Source organism: Streptomyces sp. NPDC052036 (assembly GCF_040680495.1).
GTDB lineage: Bacteria > Actinomycetota > Actinomycetes > Streptomycetales > Streptomycetaceae > Streptomyces.
In genome coordinates this window covers 1-13,404 of sequence record NZ_JBFAWW010000033.1, presented here as the reverse complement: position 1 = coordinate 13,404, position 13,404 = coordinate 1, and the positions used below count along the sequence as shown (strand labels likewise).

The 13,404-nt window shown below is 70.1% G+C and carries 12 protein-coding genes and 1 pseudogene; 10 read left to right on the top strand and 3 right to left on the bottom strand.

Annotated elements, in window-relative coordinates; genetic code table 11:
* Window positions 1-224 precede the first annotated feature (224 nt).
* Complete coding sequence (locus tag AB0L95_RS32215; protein ID WP_365167763.1) at window positions 225-1,223, top strand: helix-turn-helix domain-containing protein; 999 nt, start codon at window positions 225-227, stop codon at window positions 1,221-1,223.
* A 42-nt stretch (window positions 1,224-1,265) separates the two neighbouring features.
* On the opposite strand, the gene AB0L95_RS32210 is transcribed toward AB0L95_RS32215, so the two are convergent.
* The gene (locus tag AB0L95_RS32210) at window positions 1,266-2,219 is read right to left on the bottom strand and encodes a helix-turn-helix domain-containing protein (RefSeq protein ID WP_365167761.1); all 954 of its coding nucleotides are present in this window, start codon (window positions 2,217-2,219) and stop codon (window positions 1,266-1,268) included.
* Between the two features lie 404 nt (window positions 2,220-2,623).
* Between AB0L95_RS32210 and AB0L95_RS32205 the strand changes: the two genes are divergently transcribed.
* The 5 genes from AB0L95_RS32205 to AB0L95_RS32185 all read left to right on the top strand — a co-directional run bounded on the left by AB0L95_RS32205 (window position 2,624) and on the right by AB0L95_RS32185 (window position 8,737).
* Window positions 2,624-4,969, top strand: coding sequence for a glycosyl hydrolase family 65 protein (locus AB0L95_RS32205; protein ID WP_365167759.1), 2,346 nt, complete (start codon window positions 2,624-2,626; stop codon window positions 4,967-4,969).
* 48 nt (window positions 4,970-5,017) lie between these two features.
* Window positions 5,018-6,202, top strand: a complete 1,185-nt coding sequence (locus AB0L95_RS32200; protein WP_365167756.1) for a PP2C family protein-serine/threonine phosphatase — start codon at window positions 5,018-5,020, stop codon at window positions 6,200-6,202.
* Window positions 6,203-6,375: 173 nt separating this feature from the next.
* Window positions 6,376-7,371 (top strand): lysylphosphatidylglycerol synthase transmembrane domain-containing protein, encoded by a 996-nt coding sequence (locus tag AB0L95_RS32195; RefSeq protein ID WP_365167754.1) that lies wholly within the window; start codon window positions 6,376-6,378, stop codon window positions 7,369-7,371.
* Between the two features lie 294 nt (window positions 7,372-7,665).
* Window positions 7,666-8,235 carry a hypothetical protein gene (locus tag AB0L95_RS32190; protein WP_365167751.1) on the top strand — a complete coding sequence of 190 codons (570 nt, stop codon included), beginning with the start codon at window positions 7,666-7,668 and terminating at the stop codon, window positions 8,233-8,235.
* An 85-nt stretch (window positions 8,236-8,320) separates the two neighbouring features.
* Window positions 8,321-8,737, top strand: a complete 417-nt coding sequence (locus AB0L95_RS32185; RefSeq protein ID WP_365167749.1) for an SsgA family sporulation/cell division regulator — start codon at window positions 8,321-8,323, stop codon at window positions 8,735-8,737.
* A gap of 64 nt (window positions 8,738-8,801) precedes the next feature.
* Here the strand turns inward: AB0L95_RS32185 and AB0L95_RS32180 are convergent, their stop codons facing one another.
* A complete protein-coding gene (locus AB0L95_RS32180; RefSeq protein WP_365167747.1) occupies window positions 8,802-9,971 on the bottom strand; it encodes an aromatic acid exporter family protein in 1,170 nt (389 codons plus the stop codon).
* A gap of 90 nt (window positions 9,972-10,061) precedes the next feature.
* Window positions 10,062-10,949: a ferredoxin gene (locus AB0L95_RS32175; RefSeq protein ID WP_365167745.1), complete on the bottom strand. Its 888-nt coding sequence runs from the start codon at window positions 10,947-10,949 to the stop codon at window positions 10,062-10,064.
* Between the two features lie 671 nt (window positions 10,950-11,620).
* Here AB0L95_RS32175 and AB0L95_RS32170 point away from each other — a divergent pair.
* The 4 genes and pseudogenes from AB0L95_RS32170 to AB0L95_RS32155 all read left to right on the top strand — a co-directional run bounded on the left by AB0L95_RS32170 (window position 11,621) and on the right by AB0L95_RS32155 (window position 13,105).
* On the top strand, window positions 11,621-11,908 hold the full coding sequence (locus tag AB0L95_RS32170) for an IPT/TIG domain-containing protein (protein ID WP_365167743.1): 288 nt from the start codon (window positions 11,621-11,623) through the stop codon (window positions 11,906-11,908).
* Complete coding sequence (locus AB0L95_RS32165; protein ID WP_365167741.1) at window positions 11,799-12,200, top strand: IPT/TIG domain-containing protein; 402 nt, start codon at window positions 11,799-11,801, stop codon at window positions 12,198-12,200. Before AB0L95_RS32170 ends, AB0L95_RS32165 begins: the two co-directional genes overlap by 110 nt.
* Window positions 12,167-12,286, top strand: a pseudogene (locus tag AB0L95_RS32160) (cell surface receptor IPT/TIG domain-containing protein); the annotation flags it as partial. The gene AB0L95_RS32165 and the pseudogene AB0L95_RS32160, both read left to right, overlap by 34 nt.
* Before the next feature lie 33 nt (window positions 12,287-12,319).
* Window positions 12,320-13,105 (top strand): beta-propeller fold lactonase family protein, encoded by a 786-nt coding sequence (locus AB0L95_RS32155; RefSeq protein ID WP_365167905.1) that lies wholly within the window; start codon window positions 12,320-12,322, stop codon window positions 13,103-13,105.
* The last annotated feature ends 299 nt before the right edge of the window (window positions 13,106-13,404 follow it).

Below are 13,404 nucleotides of genomic sequence, written 5' to 3'. Positions count from 1 at the left end.
CTGCCGTGGAACGGGCCGGGGCACCGTACTCACCCGTGCCCCTGCGTGCACACTTCGGCTGCCGTTCGACACCTCGAACCCGTATGGCACGAGGTGCCGTCTGATGACCCGACGCCTCTCCCCGTGACCGCCGGGGAGTCGCGGAAAGAGGTGTGGAGAGCGGCGTCCGTCCCCCGCTCCGGCGCACCGTTCACCACATCACGGGGCGGCCCAAAGGAGTCCACGTGAGCACCCCGTCCAGGACGGCCGGTCGGCCGTGCGCCGCGGCATCCTCCGATGTCGGCGCCGTCGTGGCGCGATGGCTGGCACCCGTCCACGATCATCCACGGCAGGGCGAACCCGTACCGGGCACCGTGACACTGCATCACTTCGGCTACGTCCGCCTGATCGCCTGTGCGGCCGGGCCGCTGCGGCTCACCCGTGGCTCGCACCCGTACGCGGAGGGCGCCGCGGACGCCACGGACACCGAGGACGCGGTCGCCCTGGTGGTCCCCCGGGGCGCGGCGGTGCGGCTGGTCCAGGACGGCCGTGGTGCCGAGGTGGAGAGCGGGCAACTGGCGCTGCTGGACCTGCGCCGGGCCTTCTCGGTCGAACAGCGGGATGCGGCCCGCGTGTTGTTCTTCCGCCTCCCCGCACACGCCCTGCACATCCCCGGGGACGTCCTGCGGGCCCTCACGGCCCACGCCCTCACGCCGTCGGACGGGGTGGCCGCGCTGCTGGCTCCCCTCCTGCGGCGCCTGGACGACACGGCGTCCCGCATCCCCGCGGCGGTGGGCGAGCGGCTCGGCGGCATCGTGACGGAGCTGGTGGCCGCCCTGGTCGACGATGCCTACGAGGCCCACGACTCCGTAGACAGGTCTCCTCGTACAGGGCCCCAGCAGCTGATCGTGACGATCCGCCGGTACATCGACCAGCACCTCGACGACCCCGGCCTCTCGGCGGAGGGCATCGCCCGGGCGCATCTGATCTCGGTCCGCTATCTGCACCGCCTCTTCCAGGGCGAGGGAGTCACCGTGGGCAGGCTGATCCTGCGTCGGAGGGTCGAGGAGTGCGCGCGGGAACTCGCGCGGCGCGGCCGGGTGAGCCGCTCCATCTCCGTGGTGGCGACGCGCTGGGGTTTCCGCAACGCGGCGCACTTCAGCCGTGCCTTCAAGGCCGTCCACGGGCAGTCGCCGCAGCAGTGGCGGCGCCTCGCGGTCGCGTCCGCGGCGGGATCTCCCTGAAAGATCAGCCCCGGCCCCGACTCCGGTGGGTGCTCGGGCCGGTCAGCCGTTCGTGTCGCCGGTCCCCCGGGACTGCCGGGTCCGGTCCTCTCGCCAGTCGCGGGGCGACATGCCGTACCTGGCGCGGAAGCTGCGGCTGAAGTGTGTGGCGTTCGCGAACCCCCAGCGCCTCGCGACCGCGGACACCGTGGTGTCGTCCCGCCCCGGGCGCGCCAGCTCCCGACGCGCCTCCTCCAGCCGCCGGTGCTGGATCCACCGGCCGACCGTGCTGTCGTGGTCCTCGAAAAGCTTGTGGAGATAGCGGATCGAGATGTGCTGCGCCGTGGCAACACTCGCGGGGGTCAGGCCCCGGTCCCACAGATTCGCGTCGACGTGGGCACGTACCCGCTGGAGCAGGGCATCGCGCTCCGGCACCTCTGCGTCCCGCTCCTCGGCGTCCTGCGGTCCGGCATCGCAGTCCTCGACCGCCAGCAGGGCCACCCACTCGGCGACACTGCCGGCCAGATGGAGGGCCGTTCGGGGCGTGTACGCGTCCGGCGCGCCGACGAGCTCCCGCAGGAGGGGAACCAGCAGCGGTGCCACGGCGCCGTCGGAGAACGGGGCCCGCGCGCACAGGGCCCGTATCCGGTGGTCGGTGAGCGCGAGGACCCGCCTCGGTATCCGCACCAGATGCAGTGCGAAGTCCTCCCTCTCATGGAGTGTGAACGACTCCTCGCCGTCGCAGACGAAGAGGTCGTCCGGGCCGCAGGCCGTGCTGGTTCCCCGCCGGACCAGGACCGCCCGGCCGGCGGCGTGGACGCCCAGCAGCAGGCTCGGTTCGGCAGCGTCGTCGTCGGGCTTGTGGACGTGGGTCCGTGCCGCTCCCCTGACCGTGTCGATCCGCAGGAAACCGAGTGCGCGGACCTCGGCGGGCCGGCCGCCTCGGGCACCCTTGGCGCCGGCGTTCCGGGTGCTGTGCCTGCCGCCGAAGGCGACGGATGCGGATGTCTGGCTCATACGGCCCCCTTCGAAGCGTTCCTGCCAATGCCGGTGCGTTCCGGCGTCGGGAACACACGCCGGAACGCATCCCCGGACTCCAGCCTGCGGTGGCTCCGGCTGGAAAAGACGCTGGTCAGGCGGTCTGTGCGGACTAGGACATGAACGGTGCACCGTGGGGCAGCGCGAGCGCGGGACGGCGGTCCGGGAGCGCGGCCGACGGTCCGGCCACCCAGTCACTCTGAGCGTTCCGCCCCGTCACGTAGTGCACTCGCCCCGCCGTTCCCGGGACCGGCGAGGATGGAGGGACGCCCGAGCGGGAAGGTATGGAATATGACAGAACGGATCTTTGAGGACACCACCCGACACCGGCCCGCCCGGCGTCGTCGTCATGCCCTGGACGGCGGCGGGGAGGGGGACGTGCCGTGATCACCCATCCGCTGTACGGGGTGGAGCCCTGGTGCGTCCGCGAGTCCGGGCTGGACCTGGACGTCCTGGCGCAGAGCGAATCGGTCTTCGCCCTGTCCAACGGACACATCGGATGGCGCGGCAACCTGGAGGAGGGCGAACCGCACGGTCTGCCCGGCTGTTACCTCAACGGCGTGTACGAAGTGCATCCGCTGCCCTACGCCGAGGCCGGATACGGCTACCCGGAGTCCGGCCAGACGGTCATCAACGTCACCGACGGCAAACTCATCCGCCTCCTCGTCGACGACGAGCAGGCCGACCTGCGCTACGGCCATGTCCGCTCCCATGAACGGGTGCTGAATCTGCGGGACGGGGTGCTGCGCCGGGAGTGCGAGTGGGTCTCACCGGTGGGCAAGGCCGTCCGCGTACGCTCGACCCGTCTGGTCTCCCTCACCCATCGGGCCATCGCCGCGATCGTCTACGAGGTGGAGCCGCTGGAGGACGAGGTGGGCATCGTCATCCAGTCCGAACTCGTCGCCAACGAGCCCATGCCGCAGCCCAGCGCGGACCCGCGGGTCGCCGCGGCCCTGGACTGTCCGCTACGGCCGGAGGAGCACGACGCCGTGGGGATGCGGCTGCGGCTGATCCACCGCACCGAGCAGAGCGGGCTTCGGATCGCGGCCGCCGCCGATCACCTCGTGCAGGGCCCGGCCGGCACCCGGACCACCAGCGAGAGCACGGACGACGTCGCCCGGCTCACGGTGATCACCGACCTCAAGCCCGGCGAGAAACTGCGGCTGGAGAAACTGGTCTCCTACTGCTGGTCCGGGCTGCGCTCGCTCACGGCCCTGCGGGACCAGGCGGAGGCAGCGCTCGCCGAGGCCGGCAGCACCGGCTGGCAGGGCCTCCTCGACGAACAGCGGGCCGTTCTGGACGACTTCTGGCTCCACGCCGATGTGGAGGTGGAGGGCGACCCGGAGATCCAGCAGGCCGTCCGCTTCGCGCTCTTCCATGTACTCCAGGCGGCCGCCCGGGCCGAGCAGCGGGCCATCCCGGCCAAGGGCCTGACCGGTTCCGGATACGACGGGCATGCCTTCTGGGACACCGAGATCTATGTCCTGCCGCTGCTCACCTTCACCCATCCGCGCAGTGTCGCCGCGGCACTGCGCTGGCGGCAGGACACTCTGCCGGCGGCGCGTGCCCGCGCCCGCCAACTCGGCCTGAAGGGCGCCGCGTTCCCCTGGCGCACCATCAACGGCGCGGAATGCTCCGGCTACTGGCCGGCCGGTGCCGCCGCGTTCCACATCAACGCCGGGATCGCCCATGCCGTCCTGCGCTATGTCGCGGCCACCGGCGACGAGGACTTCGAGCGTGACACCGGTGTGGAACTGCTCGTGGAGAGCGCGCGGTTGTGGCTCTCCCTCGGCCACCACGACTCCGGCGGCCGTTTCCACATCGACGGTGTCACCGGGCCCGACGAGTACAGCGCTGTCGCGGACGACAACACCTACACCAACCTCATGGCCCAGGCCAATCTGCGGGCCGCCGCCGATGCCGCCGACCGCCATCCCCGGCAGGCCGAGGCGCTCGGCGTGACCGCCGAGGAGACCAGGGCGTGGCGGTGCGCCTCCGACGCGATGAGCGTGCCGTACAACAGCGCGCTGGGCATCCATGAGCAGGCCGCGGACTTCACCCGCCACGAGGTCTGGGACTTCTCCCGCACCCGGCCCGAGGACTATCCGCTGCTGCTGCACTTCCCGTACCTGCAGCTCTACCGGAAGCAGGTGGTCAAACAGGCGGACCTCGTGCTGGCGATGTTTCTGCGCGGCGACGCCTTCGACGAGGGGCAGAAGGCCCGGAACTTCGCCTACTACGAACCGCTCACCGTTCGTGACTCCTCGCTGTCGGCCTGCATCCAGGCCGTCATCGCGGCCGAAGTCGGCCAGTTGCACCTTGCCTACGACTACCTGGGCGAGGCGGCCCTGATGGATCTGGACGACCTGGAGCGCAACGCCCGCGACGGACTGCACATCGCCTCGCTGGCGGGCTCCTGGATCGCGCTGGTCGCCGGCTTCGGCGGAATGCGTCACCACGAGGGAACCCTGCACTTCGCACCCCGGCTGCCCGCGAACCTGAGCCGGCTCGCCTTCTCGGTCCAGGTCCGCCGCCAGTGCCTGCGGGTGGAGATCACCGAGTCCCTGGCCACGTACACGCTCATGCATGGGGAAAGCGTCCGGATCAGCCACTACGGGGAGCCGGTGACGGTGTCCCTCGACGCCCCTGAGAGCCGGCCCGTCAAGCCGCCGCCGCCCTTGCCGACCCCCGCCCAGCCACCGGGGCGCCGCCCCGAGCGTCCCTGCTGACAGCCGACCGAGTGCGCGCGGGCCGACGCCTGGGTGTATCCAGGAGGTATGCGCCTCCAGCCCCGCGGAGGTGTCGGTTGGTCGTGGCTGTCGAACCGGGGACTCGTGGCCATCCCGGTCGCGCTGATCGCAACGATCGCGCTCGCCGACATCCTTACGCCCCAGAACATCCACCTCGGGCCGCTGCTCGTGGTCGCACCGGCACTCACCGCCTCTTTCGGCGGCTCCCGGCTCACGGCCCTGATCGGAGCCCTCGCCGTGGCGGCGCTGGTGGCGATCTCCGTGCTCCGCAGCAGCATCTTCACCACCAACCACGAGAGCCAGCTCATCGCGCTGATCGTGATCTGCGCCTTCACCGTGCTGTTCTGTCGGCTGCGGGAGCGGCACAGCGCGGAGCTGAGACAGGTACGGTCGGTGGCCGAAGCCGCACAGCAGGTCGTTCTGCACCCCCTGCCCGACCGGATGGGCTCGCTGCGCATCGCCAGCGCCTACCGGGCCGCCACGGACCAGGCTCGAATCGGCGGCGATCTGTACGCCGCCGTGCGCACCGCGAACGGGACCCGTCTGCTCCTCGGAGACGTCCGCGGCAAGGGCCTGCCCGCCATCGAGGAGGCGGCACTCGTGCTGGGCGCGTTCCGCAGCGCTGCCCACCGGGAACCGGAGCTCCGCGCGCTGCGGAACGAACTGGATGCCATCGTCGGCTGGAGCCGGTGCCAGCCGGGCAAGGACTGCCCTGACACGGACGAGTCCTTCATCACGGCCGTCCTGGTCGACGTCCCGGACAACACCCCCGTCGTCCATGTCCTGAACTGCGGGCACCCGCCACCGATCCGGGTGCACGACGCCCAGGCGATCCTGCTGGCACCCCAGCAGTACGCGACTCCCCTCGGGATGGGCCTGCCGCGGGCCCCCGAGGCGCTCGTGGACACCTTCGCCTTCGAACCCGGCGACACGCTGGTGCTCTACACCGACGGCGTCACCGAGGCCCGCGACCGGGCAGGCTGCTTCTATCCCCTCGCCGAGCGCATCTCGGCCTGGCCGGACACGGGCACCCCCGAGGGGCTCATCGAACACCTCCGCAACGACATCGTCGCGTTCTGCGACGGCAACTTCGCGGACGACGCCGCCGCGGTCGCAGTGCGCCGGGAGCCGGTAACCGGCGATCCCACGCAGCAGCCGGACAAGGTCGGCGTGTCCACCCTCTGTCCCAGCATCGTTCACCGGCCCCTGTAGGCGCCCCGCGCGCCTCGTCCGGCCCCCACCGGCCGCGATCGGTGTGTGCTCCCTTCGGCTGCCGGACACCGTGCGGTCACACCGAGCGGGAAGGTTTCCGCCGTCCCCCTGCCTCGCCCCTCATCCGTCCGCCGCGTACCAGGCGGATGTGACGTGGAAGGACGACGTGCGCCATGTCCCTGTTCCCGCTCGACGACCTCCCCCGGGCGCCGGCCGCCCTGGTGCGCTCCCCCGTTACCGCGCGCCTGGCCCGCCGGGCACTCACCCTGTTTCCGCTCGTGCTGCTGGCCGGGTGGGCGGTCGTCGACTGGCACGCCGTACGCGACGGCACCGCCCGGCTGGCCTCCGCCGACCCCCGGTGGCTGCCGGCCCTGGTCCTCCTCACCTGTCTGGGCTGGGTGAACGCGGCCTGGGTCCGCCAGGGCGCCGTACCGGAGAGGCTTCCGGCGGGACCGCTGCTGGCCTCGCAGTTCGCCGCCGGCGCCGCCAACCACGTACTCCCGGCGAGCATCGGCGCCCATGCGGTCACCCTGCGCTTTCTGCAGACCCATGGAATCCCCCTCGCCCGGGCCACCGCCTCGCTCGCCCTGTACTCGCTGGTCAAGCCGATCGCGAAGACACTGGTGCTCCTCGTCTTCCCCGTGTTCTTCCCGGGCGTGCTGATGCTGAGTCAACTCGTCCCCGGCCACCGGACGTTGATCCTGATCACGGCGGTTGCGGCTACGGGTGCCAGCACGGTCTGCGTCCTGGTGACGGTCGTACGTCCGCTACAGCGCCCGGTGTTCGGCTTCGTCCGCACCGCTCTGACCGACGCACGGATTCTGCACACCCGGCCCAGCCGTGTCCTCGCCCTGTGGGGCGGGGCGGCCGTCAGTCCGGTTCTCCAGGCGACCACGATCGCCGCGGTCGGGGGCTCGCTCGGCCTGCAACTGTCCTGGGCGCAGGTGGTGTTCGCGTTCCTCGCCGCCAGCACGGCCGCCGGGGCCGTGCCCGCCCCCGGCGGTATCGGTCCCGTGGACGCGGCGCTGGTGTTCGCCCTGGTCGGCTACGGCACGCCGCTGGACCTGGCCACGGCCACCGTCATCGGCTATCGCGTCCTGACGGTCTGGCTCCCGCTCCTGCCGGGCATGCTCGTCCTCACGGCCCTGGTCCATCGCAAGGTGCTGTGAGCACGCGGACGCAGAACGCGATCCGACCCATGCGATTTGCTCCAGGGAATAAATCACGGAGCTTGGATGCACCCTGCCACGCCTCACCGGGGGGCGAGATCACCCCTGTCGGCCAGCCACGCTTCGACGTTCGCCGGGTGACGGAGCAGATCCTTCGGTCCATGAAATATGTCACAGCGCAAACATTTAATCCTCAATTAATCAAGGAGTAACGTCGCTCCTGCCCCACCACCTCGGGGCACCGCCGGGGCCAACTCACCCACACGGCACCGGCGTACAGCAAGGAGAAAGATGATGAGTCACACCTTTGGACGGCGAGCCGCAACCGCGCTCCTCACCGTCACCGCCGCCGTCGGCACCCTTTTCGCCGCCGGAGGCTTCGCCTCGGCCGCTCCGAACCCCGCAGCCGACCGCCCCGCGGTCGTCGTGTCGCACGCCCAGGGCGTCACCGAACACGGCGGCGACCACAACGGCAGCGGCCGTGACAGCTGGAGCGACAACCGCGGGAACGGCGGCGACGGCCGGAACGACCAGCGCTCCAACCAGGGTGACCGCGACTCCTACCGCGGCGACAGCTACTCCTACCGCGTCTCCTACCGGAGTGACGACAACTCCTACCGCGCCTCCTACCGGAGTGACCGCGACCACGACGGCCGGGGCGACCACCGTGAGTTCCGCGGCGAGCGCCGCTGGGACGGCCACCGCTACTGGAACCACGAGGGCCGCTACTGGTACTGCGACGACGACCACGGCTGGCGCTACCGCTACGACGGTCACCACTTCTACCGCTGGGACCGCGGCGTATGGGTCATCGTGATCAGCGACACGCACGGCTTCGACTTCGACGGGGCCCTCTTCCGCTGATCCACGGACCGTGGCGACACCGAACCGGGCAGGGTGCACACTGCCCGGGTTCGGCGCCCGGCCCCCGACGCACACCGAGCCAGCCATGATCAGTTGCGTAGACCACATGCTCGACATGGAACTCGTGACTCCCCAGGGCCTCCGGGTCACCGTGCCGACGCACCTGCTCTACCGGGCGCAGGACCCCCTGTCGGTGGAGTTCCTCTTCCATGACATCCTTCTGGGCCCCGTGCCCTGGACCTTCGCACGCGAGTTGCTCACCACGGGGTTGCTGACACCCAGCGGGGACGGTGACGTGCGGGTCTGGCCGAGCGGAACAGGTTCAGAGGCTCTGTTGCACCTCGTCTTGTCCTCTCCCCACGGGTCCGCCCATCTGACCACCGCGCTGAAAGCGGTCGAACGATGGCTGTGTCGCACATACCGGCTGGTGCCGAGCGACCAGGAGGTCGAGGCACTCGACCTGGAGACCCGCCTCGCCCGGTTCCTGGAGGAAGGCGCCTGAGTCTTCCGGGAGAAGGCTTCCGAGTCCGCCGAGTGCCCCGTGTGGCCACTCGGCCGGCCCGGCATCACCGCACGGCGCTGTCACCGACGCCCTTGGCGTACATATGCGCGCGATCCAGGTCGGCCAGGAGTCGTTCCACGTCGGTCATGAGCGAGCCATACACATGCCACGCGCCCGGCCTGGCGAGACTCCCGCCCACGATCAGGCCCGTCATCGTCTCGTGCCAGTCCAGTGCGCCCTCGATCGCACCGCGCAGCCGCTCCCGGGGAGACATCTCGGCCCCGCCGTTCGACGCCGACGGTTCGACGAACGCCCGTACGGCCGCCCCCGCCCATTGCAGGGTCTCGGCGTACCGGTCGAGGAACTGCTGACCCAGATGGTGGTCGGCATGGCTGTCGGAGGCATTGTCCACCAGGGTCCGCGCGATGCCGCGCACCTGGAGCGAGACACCTCGCAACGCCTGGAAGGCCTCGCCGGAGGTCGTGTCCCCGCGCCGCGCCTGGGCGACACACCGGGTGTTCCACCGCAGGCTCTCATCGGCCTGCTGCACCTGTTCCTGCGCGTGGGCAAGGCGCTCCTCCAGCCTGCGCGCCCGGTGCAGCCAGCCGTGGGACGCGGCGCTCAGTCTCCTCTGGGCCAGACCGACACCCATGTCGTGCAGCAGCGTTCCCATTGCATGGGCCAGGCTGCGCACCGCCGAGTCGGACTCCTCCAGATACAGCGGGGGCAGGACGAGGGCGTTCACGAGGATGCCCACGACCGCGCCGACGAGCGTCTGGAGCACGGAGGACACCAGGCTGCCCATGGGGTCGGCCGCCGAGGCGGCCAGTCCGATGACCGCGATCGCGGCGACCTGCACCCGGTCATCCGCGCTACGGCGGGGACCCGCCAGGACCGCGATGACGACGATGACGGCGACGGCCGCCGTGGTCGCTCCGAGCAGCCGGGCGGTGACCAGCGCCAGGACCAGTCCGGCCACCCGCGCCGCCACGTTCTGCGCCGACTGCGTCACGGACCGGTACACCGTGGAGGCGTTGCCCATGAGCAGAGCCGTGGCGACCGCGAGGTAGGGGCGCTCTTCGGGGGACCACAGACTCACCGCACCCCAGGCGAGCAAGGCCGCCAGCAGGGCCTTGGCGCCGTGCACCACACGGCCCCGCCGCGCGACGCGAACCCGGTGGGCGAGCTGACGGACCAGTCGCACCGCGGCGACCGCTCTCTCCCTCGACAGCATGGTTGAACGTTGCACAACGTCGATGGTGACACCTTTTGTCCGACATAGTGAGGTGATGTCCGCCACGACCTCGGCGCCGAGCGGCGTACGTCACCAGCGCACCGCGGTGAAGTCGATCGGCCGCGGCGAGAGTTCCGCGGTGCGGGCGACCAGGTCGCGCATCCGGCGGGCGAACTCGTCAGCCGGCAGACACTTGCGGTCGCCGTGCCCGGGCAGGAGCCACTCGAAGCGCACTCGCGGTGCCGTGCGGGCCAACGATGCGGCCAGTTCGGTGACGGAGTACCAGGTGACCGACTCCGCGACGGCGACATCGCCGTCGGTCCGGGACCAGTAGAAGCTGTCACCGCTGAAGCAGTAGGTCTCGTCGGCGAGATACAGCACGCTGCCCTCGGTGTGTCCGGGCAGGGGGTGCGCGGTCACGCCGTCGGCGATCTGGATCGGCTCGGCACCCCGGAGAATGCCGTCGGCGTCCGGCGCGGCGGCCAGGTCTCCTTCGTGGATCCACAGACGGGCGCCGAACCGGTCGGCGTACGCACGACCGTGGGCGGCGTGATCGCGGTGGGTGAGCAGTACGTCGGTGATCGGGCCGAGGGCCGCGTATTCCGTGGCCAGGACGGAGCTCCAGCGCGGCGTGTCGATCATCATCAGGTTTCCGGCCGGCCGGCGCAGAAGGTAGGAATTCGCGCCGGCGGTGCGCGGCGAGTTGTGCCCGCACAGATGCACCTGCTCGGTAAGACGCAGCGGGAAGGGATCGCGTTCCGGGCGAGGTCCGCGCGCGCCGTGCCGGATCGAGCGGGTATGGCATGCGAATGCGGCGGCGTACAGCATCTCCTCCTCCGCGTCGGTGCGCGGCTGACGAATGACCGAGGAGCGACCGGCCACCTCGGCGACCAGATCCGGTGCGAGCTGCCGGGCGACGTCACAGTTGGTGCAGCGATGGTCCACGTGCCAAGTGGCGTCGGTCGATTGCTCGTTCATGGCATGACCCCTTTGCGCAGACTGATGACGATGAGCGCCCAAAGGGGTATCACGCGTCACGCGGGAGAATCAATCACTAAAAGCTGTTGACTTTGCTGAAAATTTCCACTCTCGCACGGCCGTTTCACTCGTGGTTGACAATTGTAGAAATAGCGCTCCGGCCCAGGCGGCGCAATCGTCCGCAGTTTAAAGGTGAGGCGATTGTCATAACGCGCCGGCCACTCAAGCCGTAACCCCTCACGCATGTTCTCCACAGTCGGACGATTTCGGCCGGATTTTCTCGATGCATTGACACGTTGCATTGCCCCAATGCAACGTGAAGGCAGCGTCGACGTTGACCGGCTCGCATGACCACACGGCCGAATGGCGTGACGTGCGCCGAGCCAGGGGATGCGACGCGCCGGACCGACACGAGGGCGACATCAGCCTTTCGGGTGATTCGACACACCACCTCTTGTCACTCACTTGACGCCACGCATCACTTTGCGTAGTGGAATCGATGGGTCTGCCCGTCCTGCCCTGTGGCGCGGCCCGCCTTTGACCCGACCGGGTCCCCGACGTGAGGGATCACCGCGGTCCTGGCGTCACACAGCGTCCGGTATGCCGATCACCGTGACCCTCACCGGCGGCGCTCGCGGTCATATGCAGAAGTGTTGGCAAGGAGTGTTGGCATGCCCATGTCCCCGAGCCAAGGATCCACCGCCGGGGGGACCCTGGTCACTTTCACCGGCACGAATCTGGTCGGCACCAGCGCCGTGACGTTCGGAACCAAGCCGGCCACCGGAATCACCCAGGATTCACCGACTCAGGTAACCGCTGTGTCCCCGGCGGGCTCCGGCACGGTGTTGGGTGACGCTGACCACGCCCGCAGGGACCAGCAACGCGATCCCGTTCCGCTACTCCGGGCCACCGTTCCCGTGTTCCTTGAGCGGTGCTTCGGGCCCCTTGGCGGGCGGTGACGTCATCACTCTGTACGGCACCGAGCTGTCCACCGCCACCAGTGTGCGCTTCGGTACCCAGACCGCCGTACCGACAGCGATCACCGACCGCCAGATCAGTGTGACCGTTCCGGCCGGGGCCGCGGCCGGAACGGTCGTCGTCAGCGTCACCACGGCCGGCGGCACCAGCAACCCCGCGACCTACACCTATGTCGCGCCCCCACCGCCACCGGCCTCTCCCCCACGTTCGGCACACCTTCCGGCGGTACCGTCTTCACCCTCACGGGGACGAATCTCACCGGCGCCCAGGTGACCTACAACAACGTGCCCGCCACCGGAGTCACGGTCGACGCGGCGGGAACATCACTGACAGGCACCACTCCAGCCGGCACCGGCAGAGCCACGGTCAAGGTCACCACCGCGGGCGGCACCGTGTCCGTGTCCGGCGGATTCACCTACACCCTGCAGCGTGCCTACGTGACCAATACCGGCTCGGGCACGGTGTCGGTCATCGACACCGCCGCCAAAGCCGTGACCGGTACCCCGATCCCTGTCGGTTCCAACCCGCGAGGGGTGGCGTTCACCCCGGACGGGACCCGCGCCTACGTCACCAACAACGGGGCCTCCACGGTGTCGGTGATCGCCACGGTCAGCGGCACCGTGTCAACGACCATCCCCGTGGCCGCGACCCCGCACGGCGTGGCGGTCACCCCCTCCGGCGCCCGTGCCTACGTCAGCCACAACGGCTCGAACAGCGTGTCCGTCATCGACACCAGTACCAATACCGTCCTGACCAGCATCACCGTCGGCGCCAACCCCTACGGCGTGACGGTCACCCCGGACGGCAGCCACCTCTACGTCACCAACCAGGGCGCGAACAGCGTGTCAGTGATCGACACTGCCACCAACACGGTCACCGGCATTATCGCCGTCGGCGCCAGTCCCCGGTGGATGGGCCTCAGCCCGGACGGTACCCGCGGCTATGTCACCAACTCCGGCTCGGGCACCGTGTCGATCGTCGACACCGCCACCAACGCCGTCACCGGCACCATCACCGTCGGCACCACCCCCTACGGTGTGGCGTTCACCCCCCACGGCACCCATGCCTATGTCGCCAACCAGGGCTCGAACAACGTCTCGGCCATCGACACCGCCACCCATACCGTCAGCGGAACCATCGCCGTCGGCACCGGCCCCTTCGCCCTGGCGACCGACTGACCGGCGACCGCGAGGCGGCACAGCCGAGATGAGGCCACTCGTGCGGAACGAGCCGACGGCTACGGCGACCTCCTGCGGCGGCGGGGGTGCCGATGGAGGAATGAGTACGCCAAGGCGGGACCCCAGCCCCCGCCCGGTGACCGAAGCGGGGGCCGGGGGCGAGTCGAGCCGACGCTGCTACTGCGTCCTAGGGCGTGTTTCGAAAGTAGCGTCGTCCGCCCGAAGGGCGGGGGCCGCGGCGTCTGGTGCGGTGCATCGCAAGGCGGAGGGTCGTGGGCGGAGAGGGGGGAAGCGCGCGA